Genomic DNA, 13,078 nt, shown 5'->3' on the forward strand with positions numbered 1-13,078 from the left:
TATTGATGTTTAAAGGAATAAGATTGCTACAAGGAAATGTTGTTCGATTGTCCCATGAAATTTTTCAAGAAATTCTTACTCCTGGAGATACAGTGGTGGATGCTACTTGTGGAAATGGTAAAGACTGTTTAGTCCTTGCTCGTTTATTGCAGGGGAGAGGGAAACTCGTGGCTTATGACGTGCAGAGACGAGCTTTAGACCAGGCTGCACTGTTGTGCTCTACATTTCTGTCGAAAGAAGAAAGGGAAATCATAGAATTTAAAGAAATGTCTCATGAATATATCAATGAAGCAGGAGCTAAGTTATTTCATTATAACTTAGGATACCTTCCCTGTGGGGATAAAAGTATTACCACTTTAGAAAGAACAACGTTAATTAGCATTCAAAAAGCTCTCGATTTAGTGGCTCCTCAAGGAGTGGTTACTGTGGTTTGTTATCCAGGGCATGAAGAGGGGGTGAATGAAACGCAGGCTGTTGAGCGACTAGCAAGAGAATTAGATTCTAGATTATGGGAAGTGGGATCCTTCTACATAATGAATAGAAATAGGGCCCCAAGACTTTTGATATTTCGCTCTCTTAAGGTAGGCGATAGGGAATAATACGCACCTCTTCTTCTAAACTTATCCCTTGAGATTTCAACTTGTCTCGAACTATTTGGATAAGCTCTTTAACTTCGTGAGAGGTCGCTCTCCCATTATTCACAATGAAATTAGCATGCTTAGAAGATATCTGAGCTCCCCCTAAAGAAAGACCTTTTAAACCCGCTTCATCTATGAGCTTACCCGCATAATTTCCCGGAGGATTACGGAAAATGCAACCCGCAGAAGGTTGTTGATAGGGTTGTGAGAGCAATTTATTCTGAAGCAAATCTTTCGCAATCTGTATAGATGAAGCGCTTTTAGATAGGCGGAAGGTCGCAGATAAGATAAATTCCTTACTATTTTGAAAACGGGATCTTCGATAACCGAATTCTAACTCTGCGGCTTGGTACGAAATGATATCACCGTTTGAATTAATTGCTTCCACGCTTTCAATAGCCGAAGCGATATCTTGATTGCCGATACCGGCATTCATAAATACAGCACCTCCAACAGACCCTGGAATGCCTACAGCAAACTCTAAACCCGAATACCCCGATGAAGAAAGAGTTTTACCTAAAAAAGAAAAAGACATTCCTGAATAGACTTTAATGGTAGTCTCTGAGAGAAATTCCTTTTTCTGAATGTTGTTATATAAAACAAAACCATCAAATCCTTGATCATCAAATAAGCAATTGGAACCCTTACCTACGATAATAAAAGGATAGTTTTGACTATATAAAAACTGAATGACTTGTTGAGCTTCTTCGGCTGAGTTCACTTCCTTAAAATAATTCGCAGGCCCTCCGATACGAAACGTAGAATACTTACTTAACCAAACGCCACGACGAACTGAAAAAGGAAAATGTATCACGGTCGATTCTTTCACGTTTAGGACCCCAGATAAAATTAAGATAATTGACCTAATATCGTACTAATGAAGTTTCTGGATGTGCTATAGAGGAGTAGCTAAACGAAAAATATCATTCAAGACTGCATGAACAAAAGAACACGCCTCCGTATAGCTAAATTTCTTCACTAGCCTTGTTGCCTCGGCTATCAAAATAGCTGCGTTTATATGTTGACCGTGGAAGTGTTCAAATAGCGCTAAACGCAAAACATTTTTTTCCATCAAAGTCAATTTTTCAAAGGAGGTATTTTTCACTGTTTGAGCAATTAATAAATCCAACTCGGGAGACTTTGCAAGAATTTCTTTCGAAAAATTTAAAGCAGAAAATGCGTGTTTTTGAGTCACCGCAGTCTCAGCCATTAAAAGAGGAACAAGACTCTCTTCAGACATGGGATCCATATCCAAAGCGTAAAGCATTTGTAGTACGATCTCCCGCATTTTCTGTTTGGGGAGGGCGCTAGGAAGCTTAACGTAAGACCCTAAGGCACTTTTAGGGGTCAGCGTAGACATTGTAACACCAAAAAACAACTATATTAATTATAAAAATATACTTTCAGTTCACTAAATTAAGAACTTAGTATAGTAAAGATACGAAGTGAGAAAACATTAAGGTTATATTTTATAAAGTTTTAAATGCAACAAAAAATCCTAATCTTCCCAGAGTCTCTGTCTGAAGCGTTTTTTTGTTAAAAAGCTTTGTAAAAATAAAATTTGAAAAGATTTGGATTTTCTAAATGACGAGGTAAAAAGTTGGCTACTAAACCAACAGACAATGGGATTTCAATTGCTTTTCTTTTGAGGATGCTCTAAGATCTTAGCTTTCTTGTCTAGGTGAGGGGAAGATTATTTCCATAGATTTTGCCCGAGGCAAGATACTAGCCTCTGATCATTTAAAGAATCGTGTTAACGAGCAATCGGGATAGAGTGTGGCATTAAATTTAAAAATTAACAGGCAGATACGAGCTCCTAAAGTCCGTCTTATAGGTTCTTCTGGCGAACAATTGGGCATACTGAATACAAAAGATGCTCTAGATTTAGCCAGAGAATCCGATTTAGATCTTGTGGAAGTTGCTTCTAACAGCGAGCCACCTGTATGTAAAATTATGGATTATGGCAAATACCGCTATAATTTAACGAAAAAAGAAAAAGATTCTAAGAAAGCCCAGCATCAGGTTCGTATTAAAGAAGTTAAGTTAAAGCCCAACATTGATGAGAATGACTTCTCCACAAAGCTAAAGCAGGCGCGATCTTTTATTGAGAAAGGTAATAAAGTAAAAATTACGTGTATGTTCCGAGGTCGTGAACTTGCTTACCCAGAACATGGGCACAAAGTTGTGCAAAAAATGAGTCAAGGTCTCGAAGACGTGGGATTCGTAGAATCCGAGCCAAAATTAAATGGCCGTTCCTTAATTTGCGTAGTGGCTCCGGGGACGGTAAAAACCAAGAAAAAGCAGGACAAGTTCAATGCCCAAGATGAAAAGCAATAAGTCCGTTGCGGCGCGTTTTAAGTTGACAGGTTCTGGTCAATTAAAAAGAACTCGCCCAGGGAAGAGGCATAAATTATCAAAAAAATCTTCGCAGGAAAAACGTAACCTATCTAAGCAGCCTTTGGTAGATAAGGGACAGGTGGGGATGTATAAGCGAATGATGCTTGTTTAAGGATAAAGGGATTTTTTATTATGGTGAGAGCAACAGGTTCAGTAGCTTCCAGACGCCGTCGTAAGCGTATATTGAAACAAGCTAAAGGTTTTTGGGGAGATAGAAAAGGCCACATTCGTCAAAGCCGATCTTCCGTAATGAGAGCCATGGCTTTCAATTATATGCACAGAAAAGATCGTAAAGGTGATTTTCGTAGTCTTTGGATAGCACGTCTTAACGTAGCTTCTAGAATAAATGGTTTATCTTATAGTCGTTTAATTAACGGGCTGAAGTGTGCTGGTATCGAGTTAAATAGAAAAATGTTATCAGAAATGGCTATCCACAACCCACAAGGTTTTGCAGAAGTAGCCAATCAGGCTAAAAAAGCTCTAGAGGCAACTGTTTAGGGAATAAATCGCATGACGATTCAAGAGGAACTTGAAGCTACAAAGCAACAATTTTGTATCGAACTAAATCAAGTTAACTCTTCAAAGGATCTTTTTGACCTAAAGGTTCGTTATTTAGGAAAGAAGGGTCTTTTTCGTTGTTTTGCTGATAAGTTAAGGGAGTGTCCTTTAGACCAAAAGGCTCTAATGGGTGCTTCCATAAATGAATGCAAAACATATATCGAGGAGCAAATCCGAGAAAAAAATGATTCTATTCTTCTAGCAGAAGAGTCCGCAGAATTTCTCAAAGAAAAAATCGATATTACATTACCAGGAGAATCTCATTGTCCTGGAGGAAAGCATATCGTTAAAAAAGTTTTAGACGATGTTGTGGATATCTTTATTTGTTTGGGATTTTGTGTTCGCGAAGCCCCGAATATTGAAAGTGAAGAGAATAATTTTTCTCTTCTGAACTTTGAAGAAGATCATCCTGCTAGACAAATGCATGATACTTTTTATCTAGACGGTAAAACAGTATTACGCACCCATACGTCTAATGTTCAAGTTAGAGAACTTAGCAAAGGGCAACCTCCCATAAAGGTTGTTGCCCCCGGCCTCTGTTTCCGCAATGAAGATATTTCAGCGCGCTCGCATGTGATTTTTCATCAGGTAGAGGCTTTCTATCTTGATCGCGATGTAACACTTTCTGACTTGACAGAGATGTTAACAGAGTTTTACCATACGTTCTTTAAAAGGAAAATAGAACTGCGTTTACGACATAGTTACTTTCCTTTCGTTGAGCCGGGAATAGAAGTAGACGTTTCTTGTGAATGTCGAGGATCTGGATGTTCCTTGTGTAAACATACTGGTTGGTTGGAAGTTGCTGGAGCTGGTATGATACACCCTCAAGTTTTGCGCAACAGCGGTATTGATCCTGAAATCTATACAGGCTATGCTGTTGGCATGGGTATTGAAAGGTTAGCCATGTTGAAACATGGAATCTCTGATATCCGTCTTTTCTGTGAAAACGATCTAAGGTTTTTACAGCAATTTTCTTAAGGAAGAATGGCAGAGCGGTTTAATGCACCTGTCTTGAAAACAGGAGACCTGAAAGGGTCCGGGGGTTCGAATCCCTCTTCTTCCGTTTCTTTATGACTATCAATTTCTTAGCTTCTTCTAGCTTTTTTATCTCCGTTTTTTATCCTATTCTTTTTTTTGTTTGTTTTAATTTCTTTGTATCAACGTTTTATTAATTATAGTTCTAATTCTATTTCAAAATTAATTGATGGTTAAATGATTTTTGTAATAAAGTAATATAACGATCGCAAAATAATAATCTAATTTTTTGATTCCTTTATGGGGAAATATGAGAAAAGCTTGTTATAATTTTGAAAAGGCTCTGGAGCATTTAGAGAAATTAAAAAAGATTTCTTATGGCTCTCCGGCATCTTTTATAAATAGCGCCAAAATTAATGAATTGTTTTCAAACGATCATTACGTTGGTGAAATGAAACAAGCTCTTAAGAATATAGAAGATTATCTTAAGAAGGCTGGTTCCTTACCTAAGAGCGAAGCTAATAAGGCTTTGCAAGAATCAAATTTTCTAATCGCTGGAGTGCAGAATGTATTTTCTTTTCTAGAAAGTAGGGAGAGAGAATTATACCAGAGCTTAGCTAACGATTATTCTGAAATAAGTAAGGTTTACAATAAGACGCAGGCAAATCTTAGTCGAAAGATTATTAAGGAGGAAGAAGAAGAGGAGCTAGTAGAACGAGAATTAGAAGAAATGTGCGAAGAAGAGCGTTTCTTAAATAACCTCGTAGAAGTCAAACGTGACCGTTCTTATGAGCTTTTCTATATGTCTGATGAGGAAAATAAGCGTTTTTATACAGACACGCTTATTCAGATTATTTGCAAACAAGGAAAGGTTCATGAGACAGCTCATGAAGGCGATCCCTTAACAAAAACAATTGTGTGGAATAGCGAAGAACTTCATAACATAGCATCTTCGTTAGTATTTGCTAACGACATGCCGATACGTCTATTTTATCAGAAAGCTTTGAGCGATTTGGAAACAGAGTCCACAAAAAAGATCCACAATGCTGTTATGGGGTTATTTTTTTCTAGATATGATGCAACGGTCGTCTCTAATAACCCTAAGAAAGATAATCTTCGTTATTTTAATGATTTTCTTTATTTCCTTAGGGATGCTTGGAAAACCTTGAGCGATCATACTCATGATCAGACGCATTACCGGCATTCCTTCACACTCATATCTGCTTTAAGTTCGGGAATTTTTGAAAGCAAACTCGCATTTACAGAGGCAGCTCGGTATCTGTATTTTCATATACATACGAAATTACATCCTGAAGGAGAGAAAAAACCTTTGTCTTCAGGACACTATGTTTCTGAGATTTATGAGGAGCTATATCGGTTTCTTTCTAAATATCCCAACGGGCCACTGTTTAAAGCTATAGATAGAATGCTAGATCCTCATTCTTCAGTATTTGACCCTATTATTCTAGGAATGTTTCCTGGATTAGAAGGTACTTTGAAGCTAGGAGATAAATCAATAAATGTAATAAGATCCCCGAGCCCTATAACGCAAAGTTCTATACTGTATGCTAATTGTAATGAGGAATTTATAGGCTTTCTTAATGCTAAAGCAAATCTCGGAGATACGACTCTAGTTTTAAACATACAAAATCGTTTATCGAGGAAAGATCGAGCAAGAAGTCGTGTTTTAGAAGAGATCCTGGACGGTATTGATAGGGCACATGTATTTTCATTCCCAGAGCCAGAAGATTTGCTGAACGGCATAGAAAAGATGCATGGTGAGCAGGAAACCTTTTTGGGATTCTTTTCTGTATTCAAAGAAGAATTTAATAAATCAGGATCTTCATCTCTATTTTCAGTTCCCGATGTGTCGATAGGGAAAATTCATGCATTTATAGATGATAGTCTTTCAGTTTTGAAAGAAACATTTTTTTCTAAGAAAAAGATCCTATTTAAAAACGATAAACTATTGCTTCTACACATTATTTCTTATTTAATCGTATTTAAGCTTATAGAAATTATAGACCCAAATAATCTCATAGTTATGTCCAAAGATGGCTTGGACTATGCATCGGTATTCATTTCAGGGTTTTCGTTCTTTGCTGACGATGAGTTTTGGGATGAGCATAGATTAAAGTTGCTTATGGTGAAAGTTTTGGCTCCAACCTTAGTGGCTAGAGACAGGTTAGTATTTGCAAATTACATTGAATTGATGAGTAAGTTTCTAAATTGTCTGAGAAAAAATAGACAAAATCTATCTAACCTTAAACCTATCTTTAATTACGATTTAGAAAAGTGGAATTTCTCGGGTTATCTAAATGAAATTACTGAAGCTTAGCATAAGCATAGTTTGTAAATATTGCTAAGGCAATTAACGGAAATAGCATTACAGGCAGAGTTGGCAAAACACTGCTATTAGATAGAACTATTCCGGCTTTTAAAAAGACAAAAAAGGTATTTATCGTGCCCAGAGGAACAAGATAAGCAAGAGTGACTGTTGGAACGCGACTAAATCTTAAACAAAGATAGGCGGAGAGAATCATAGCTGATATGCAAGCTAGGGGGGAAATCAGCATATAATAAAACGTGGATAATAAAGATAAGATACGCTGAGGGACGGTTGTTGATAATCCTAAGCCCGTAGCGTTCCAAGGAATGGCGCGGAAAGATTCTGAAAGACGATTCTTCCCTCCTGCTGTGAAAATCTTAGAAAAAGGATTGTCATAGAATCCGAACTCAATTTCAGGAAATTCTTTCATGTCTGAGAATTCGCTGAGTTCCATATTTCCAGACTCTGTGCCTGAAAAACGTATGACATCAAGACCTATAGGAAGAGATGGTGTTGTAAATGCAAGCTTTTCCATTGTGTAGATCGTCTTGGGATTTTTAATCCAAAACACCTTATTAAGAGTTAGAGTTTTCTGCTCGATGGAAGAATAGAGAAGAACTGTTTGATCCTTGAGATACAAAACAGGAACTTTATCCTGAGCTTTATCTAAGGTGCCTCTATCTATATGTTCTTTCGTTGTGGATATTTTTTCACATATAGGATGTAGCCATTGAAAATTAGCGTATAAGAGTAATGTGATAATGAAACTTGAAACAATTAAAGGGGCTGTTAGAGACTTTAACGAAAGCCCAGAAGCCTGAAGGAGAAGAACTTCGCGCTTATTTTGCATTGAAAATAGCGTCAGGGTTGTTGCTACAGCAACAAGCTGCGGAATCAGAAATTCTGCTTTAAGAGCTATCTGCGATAGATAATACAGGATCGAAAGTTTTAAAGATGCCCCAGAAGCTAGTGGGGTAGCATTTCCTTTAATAGCATGGAGGGAATGGTGAATGGAAGCATAAAAAATAAAGGCGAGTACGATTAAAAATACTAAAGACAACCAAAACTTGGTTAATACGTAACGTTTCCAAATATACATTTATGCATAACCTCTGTTTTCTCGATATGCGCGGATAGCAAAAACAATCCAAGAAATGACTTGCGGCACAATAAATAGCATGAGCGCAGGGAAAAGAGAGTTCGTGTTTTTGCCAACTATTAATAAAATCAAATCCATAACAGGGAAAACACAATAGAGAATTATAGGTTTGCGAAATCTCGGTTTGTATGTCCCTAATACCATACCGGAATAAGTCAGAGTGATACAGAGTAAACCTATACCGATTCTTCTTAAGGTTTCAGGTAAGTGCGCATGACTAAAAGATTGTTTAACAAGCTGCTTCCAGGGTAGATAATCTGTTCGTGTTTTCATATAAGATTTTCCCGCGAATAACGTTGAAGTTATTTTAGGAATCAGCATTTCATTTAAGGATTCTATGTAATACTCTTGGGAGTTTGAAGAGTGTTGATCTGTTAGGGTCGAAGGAAGTTTTGAAATCATCACCACGTTCTTTGCCTGTACGGTATCATTGGCAACATCTGGGATGATAGTTTTAATAATCCCTACGTTGGCAATTTCCTGATCCCTTTTTAAAGCAATGATCACGTTATCAAATTTACTTTTCGCACAGTGGTCAACAGTAATGAAAATACGGTTATTTTCTTTTTTTTGTAGCGTCTGAAGTAAAAGTGTTGGGGAAGTCATAGCCATATTGGCAATTTCTTTACAGGTCTGAAATCGACAAATGGAAGCCAATTCAGAACACGTATAAAAATTTATACAACAAATGGCACAGGAAACCATGAGAGCAGGGAAGATAATAATTCCATGGGAAGCTCCAGAGGCTTTAAGAAAAGTAATTTGATTATTATCAGAAAGACCACGAAAAAGTGTAAATGCAGAAATAAAGCAAGAAATTGGAAGAATAAAAGGTAATAAGTAGGGAATCTGGTAGGCTGTTAATCGTAAAACTGTTGGGTAGGGAACATCTTTTGCGATGTAACTAACGATTTCTTGCAGAGAACTAATAATAGAAATACAGATAAGGCTAAGCGTACAAAACGTAATTGTTTTTAAATAACGGAAAATTAAGACTTTCCATAGAATAGGCATAGCATACCTGATGACAGGAGTTCTTCAAGGTTAAGGATAAAGAGAAAATATTTTTTCAAGTCAATAAGCCTTAACGCATTTGTAATGAATTTATACGGACATGTATTTAGATTATGTTATCTTGTCTACTCAGAAATGATAAGCGATTAGAAGTTTTTTTTTCTTCCTTAGATATGAAAAAAAGCTACCTACTTGCTTTATCTGGAGGGAGTGATTCATTATTCCTTTTATATCTTCTTAAATCTCGAGGAGTCTCTTTTATCGCTGTTCACGTAGATTATGGATGGAGGGAGTCATCATATCGTGAAGCTGAGGAACTTGAACTTAGGTGTCAAGCAGAAGGCGTGCCTATTATTGTAGATCATGTTCCCCCTGAATATAGGACTTCAAGAGATCAAGAAAATGCTGCACGGCGTTACCGCTATGCGTTATTTCATAAAGTGTGTCAGAAAAAAAATCTTTCGGGGATATTTTTAGCTCATCATGCTAATGACCAGGCAGAGACTGTTTTAAAGCGTGTGTTAGAAGGAGCTCATTTAAGTAATTTGAAGGGAATGAGGGGTGAAGTATATTACGAAGGTATCCCTATTTTACGACCCCTATTGCATATTCCTAAGATAGTTTTATCCCGTACTTTAGATGCTGCAAATATTCACTATGTTCATGATATAACAAATACCGATGAACGGTATTTACGTGCTAGAATGCGCAATAAGATATTTCCTTGGTTGGAAGAGATTTTTGGTAAGAATATCACGCAACCTTTACTGACTTTAGCTCAAGATTCTGAGGAGTTGTCTTGTTATATGAAACAACAAGCACAACCATTTCTTGAAAAAATACGGAAAGAAAATACAACCTTGTCGCTTGAAATTCCTAAAACATTAATAGAACAAGTTTTTCTTACCAAATGGGTGTGTAAGGAGTTCTTTTATAGTGCTGGGATTGTTGCTTCAAGGCATTTCTTGCAAACAGTTTATGATCATCTAAACCGTGGTTTGCCGGCACAAATGCGACTTCGAAATAAAAGAGTCATCGTAAAAGCTGGAGTAGTAATGATAGAATAGAAAGTATATAATGACGATTCTCATCGTTTGTTTGAAGATGATGAGTAGAAGTTCTTTGTATATGCAGAGAGTCATATTTTTTTTATTTTATAACAGGGTTTTATAAACAAAATAATAAAAAATATGATATATTAAATAATTACTTGTCTGATTGATTAGCTTAGTTGTGTAGTTTATGTCTAAAGATAAAAAAATGAAGCCCGAATCGAAAAAAAGTTTCCCTACGGTGTTTTTTTTCCTTCTGTTTGGTGTGATTTTCGGTGTAATTGCTGTTCAAAATTTTCTAGTCGCCAAGAAAGCCCGGGTCAGTTTTAGCCATCAGCTAGAGCATTTAGTAAATTTAAAATTGATTTATCCCGAAGATAGCCGAAAGATTGCTCTGAATGATAATTTAGTATCATTTAGTGGTCGTTTTCGAGAGTCGCCCACAACTGAAAGTCAGTTGCGCTATCATTACTTAGAGTTGATAGATCAAAGACATCAATTAGAGTTTGATCTTCAAGAAATAAATAAGAGTTTAGATGTTCTTTCAAAAGAGGTAGAGAGCTCTGTTTTATGGTTTTCTGCTATTTCTGGATCTCCTATCCCTGAAACGGGTTATCTAATTTCTCCTAGTATAGACTTAGGAAAATCTTCTTTAGGGGCCCTTGTCATTTATGGTTCAAATAATTTCCAAATTATTAATTTGCGTTCTTTAGAGCAGCGCTATCAAACGCTTCCTCGGCTTAGTGAGAATTTACGTACCTTTGGTTCTGATTTATATGAACTTATAGGAAAATATCTATCTCCAGCTTTAGGCATAGGTTCTGAGAGCTTAAAACGAGAACTAAAAGATCTTTATCAGCAAGTTGAGCTTTCTTTGACACAGTCCACGGATGCAGAGCAGTTAGACATTCTTTATCAGAAGGTTTTAGGTGCTCTACAGAAGATTTCTTCATCTTTGGCTTTGTCTGATAACGGAGAACGTTTTGGACAATTACGTTCAGTACGTTTGTATCGCGAAGAACGTAGCAAATATGAAAAACTTGTCGAAGATAGTCAAATAAATCAGGCACAGTTAGATAAGCTTCGGGGAGAACTTAGCCAGGTCGTTTGGTTTTTCAATAACCAAGAGTTATCTTCTCGAGCGTTGGAAAAACAAGATCCTGAAGTATTTGCACATTGGTTTTCTGTAGCTAAGCAAGAGTGGGAAAACTTCTCTCATAACCGTACTTTAACTTTCAAGGCTCCGGATCAGCCGCGTAATTTAGTTCTTGAGAAAACTTTTAAGAGTGAGGAACCAGCACCCCATTACATAGGCTATTTATTTACATTTTTGCCTATTATACTCGTTCTTGTTTTTGTCTATTTTGTGTTTTCCAGACAAGTACGCGGTATGAACGGTTCTGCAATGTCTTTCGGAAAGTCTCCAGCTCGTTTGTTAATGAAAGGGCAGAATAAGGTGACTTTTTCTGATGTTGCTGGTATCGAGGAGGCTAAAGAAGAATTAGTAGAGATCGTAGACTTTCTAAAGAATCCTACGAAGTTTACAAGTTTAGGCGGGAGGATTCCTAAAGGAGTATTGCTAATCGGGCCTCCAGGAACAGGAAAAACCTTAATAGCCAAAGCTGTTTCTGGGGAGGCTGACCGGCCATTTTTCTCCATAGCAGGTTCGGATTTCGTAGAGATGTTTGTTGGGGTTGGAGCTAGTCGTATTCGCGATATGTTTGAACAAGCTAAGAGAAATGCTCCTTGTATTATTTTCATTGATGAAATTGATGCTGTAGGTCGTCATCGAGGTGCTGGTATTGGCGGTGGTCATGATGAACGAGAGCAAACCTTAAACCAATTACTTGTAGAGATGGATGGTTTCGGCACCAACGAAGGTGTTATCCTTATGGCTGCGACTAACCGCCCTGATGTATTAGATAAGGCCTTATTACGTCCTGGACGCTTTGATCGTCGTGTGATCATGAATTTACCTGATATTAAGGGTAGATTTGAAATTCTTTCTGTACATGCTAAAAGAATCAAATTAGATCCTACAGTAGATCTTATGGCTGTGGCTAGAAGCACTCCTGGAGCCTCAGGAGCCGATTTAGAGAATCTATTGAATGAAGCCGCTCTTCTTGCTGCCCGCAGGGATCGTACAGCGGTGACTGCTGTAGATGTTGCTGAAGCTCGTGATAAAGTCCTTTATGGTAAAGAGCGGCGTAGTTTAGAAATGGATGCTGAAGAAAGAAAAACGACAGCATATCATGAATCAGGACATGCCGTTGTGGGGCTTTGTGTTCAACATGCGGATCCCGTAGATAAGGTTACTATTATTCCTAGAGGTTTATCTTTAGGAGCCACTCATTTTCTTCCTGAGAAGAATAAGCTTAGTTACTGGAAAAAAGAACTTTTTGATCAGTTAGCTGTTCTTATGGGTGGCCGTGCTGCTGAGGATATCTTTTTAGGAGACATTTCTAGTGGAGCTCAGCAAGATATTTCTCAGGCAACGAAATTAGTACGTAGTATGGTCTGCGAATGGGGAATGAGTGAGCAGTTGGGTACTGTAACTTATGATGAGCGTTCAGATTCCACTACAGGTTATGGATCTTATCATGAGAAAAACTACTCCGAAGAAACCGCAAAAACTATAGACTGTGAGCTAAGATCTTTATTAGATGCTGCTTATCAGCGTGCATTAACGATTATCAGAGAACATCGCGATGAAGTTGAACTCATGACTCAAATGTTAATTGAGTTTGAAACTTTAGATGCTAAAGATGTCAAAGAGATCATGGATCATACTTGGGATCCAGAAAAGAAAAGAGCGCGTCTAAAAGAAGAGGGTATGTTATTCAAGAAAGTGTCGGATGATTTGCCTCCTCCGCCTCCTCAAGAAGATACTATGAAAGAAGGTGAGTTAAAACTTAACAACACCACAACCTAAGCGATTTTTGATCTAGAGTTGATA

11 protein-coding genes, 1 tRNA gene and 1 pseudogene are annotated in these 13,078 nt (G+C 37.4%); 9 read left to right on the forward strand and 4 right to left on the reverse strand.

The window, feature by feature from the left end:
* The first annotated feature begins 5 nt into the window (after positions 1–5).
* Positions 6–599 (forward strand): class I SAM-dependent methyltransferase, encoded by a 594-nt coding sequence (locus tag CF_RS01200; protein ID WP_011457794.1) that lies wholly within the window; start codon positions 6–8, stop codon positions 597–599.
* Here CF_RS01200 and murB read toward each other — a convergent pair.
* Together murB and nusB are read right to left on the reverse strand one after the other, a co-directional pair.
* On the reverse strand, positions 577–1,467 hold the full coding sequence (murB, locus tag CF_RS01205; protein ID WP_011457795.1) for a UDP-N-acetylmuramate dehydrogenase: 891 nt from the start codon (positions 1,465–1,467) through the stop codon (positions 577–579). The two genes, CF_RS01200 and murB, sit on opposite strands and share 23 nt — an antisense overlap.
* A 34-nt stretch (positions 1,468–1,501) precedes the next feature.
* A pseudogene (nusB, locus tag CF_RS01210) lies at positions 1,502–1,998 on the reverse strand (transcription antitermination factor NusB).
* A 416-nt stretch (positions 1,999–2,414) separates the two neighbouring features.
* Between nusB and infC the strand changes: the two are divergent.
* The 6 genes from infC to CF_RS01240 all read left to right on the forward strand — a co-directional run bounded on the left by infC (position 2,415) and on the right by CF_RS01240 (position 6,906).
* Positions 2,415–2,975 (forward strand): translation initiation factor IF-3, encoded by a 561-nt coding sequence (gene infC, locus CF_RS01215; protein ID WP_011457797.1) that lies wholly within the window; start codon positions 2,415–2,417, stop codon positions 2,973–2,975.
* Positions 2,953–3,147, forward strand: coding sequence for a 50S ribosomal protein L35 (gene rpmI / locus CF_RS01220; protein ID WP_011006725.1), 195 nt, complete (start codon positions 2,953–2,955; stop codon positions 3,145–3,147). The genes infC and rpmI overlap by 23 nt, the downstream gene beginning before the upstream one ends.
* Positions 3,148–3,167: 20 nt before the next feature.
* Positions 3,168–3,533, forward strand: a complete 366-nt coding sequence (rplT, locus tag CF_RS01225; RefSeq protein ID WP_011457798.1) for a 50S ribosomal protein L20 — start codon at positions 3,168–3,170, stop codon at positions 3,531–3,533.
* A 12-nt stretch (positions 3,534–3,545) separates the two neighbouring features.
* A complete protein-coding gene (gene pheS / locus CF_RS01230; protein ID WP_011457799.1) occupies positions 3,546–4,571 on the forward strand; it encodes a phenylalanine--tRNA ligase subunit alpha in 1,026 nt (341 codons plus the stop codon).
* Positions 4,572–4,656, forward strand: a tRNA-Ser gene (locus CF_RS01235).
* Between the two features lie 222 nt (positions 4,657–4,878).
* Positions 4,879–6,906, forward strand: a complete 2,028-nt coding sequence (locus CF_RS01240; protein WP_011457800.1) for a hypothetical protein — start codon at positions 4,879–4,881, stop codon at positions 6,904–6,906.
* Here CF_RS01240 and CF_RS01245 read toward each other — a convergent pair.
* Positions 6,893–7,996, reverse strand: a complete 1,104-nt coding sequence (locus CF_RS01245) for an LptF/LptG family permease (protein WP_011457801.1) — start codon at positions 7,994–7,996, stop codon at positions 6,893–6,895. The two genes, CF_RS01240 and CF_RS01245, sit on opposite strands and share 14 nt — an antisense overlap.
* Positions 7,997–9,070: an LptF/LptG family permease gene (locus tag CF_RS01250; RefSeq protein WP_011457802.1), complete on the reverse strand. Its 1,074-nt coding sequence runs from the start codon at positions 9,068–9,070 to the stop codon at positions 7,997–7,999. It abuts the gene before it with no gap.
* Between the two features lie 113 nt (positions 9,071–9,183).
* Between CF_RS01250 and tilS the strand changes: the two genes are divergently transcribed.
* The gene (gene tilS / locus CF_RS01255) at positions 9,184–10,137 is read left to right on the forward strand and encodes a tRNA lysidine(34) synthetase TilS (protein WP_011457803.1); all 954 of its coding nucleotides are present in this window, start codon (positions 9,184–9,186) and stop codon (positions 10,135–10,137) included.
* Between the two features lie 175 nt (positions 10,138–10,312).
* A complete protein-coding gene (gene ftsH, locus CF_RS01260; RefSeq protein WP_011457804.1) occupies positions 10,313–13,054 on the forward strand; it encodes an ATP-dependent zinc metalloprotease FtsH in 2,742 nt (913 codons plus the stop codon).
* The last annotated feature ends 24 nt before the right edge of the window (positions 13,055–13,078 follow it).

The sequence above is a fragment of the Chlamydia felis Fe/C-56 genome, assembly GCF_000009945.1.
Classification (GTDB): domain Bacteria; phylum Chlamydiota; class Chlamydiia; order Chlamydiales; family Chlamydiaceae; genus Chlamydia; species Chlamydia felis.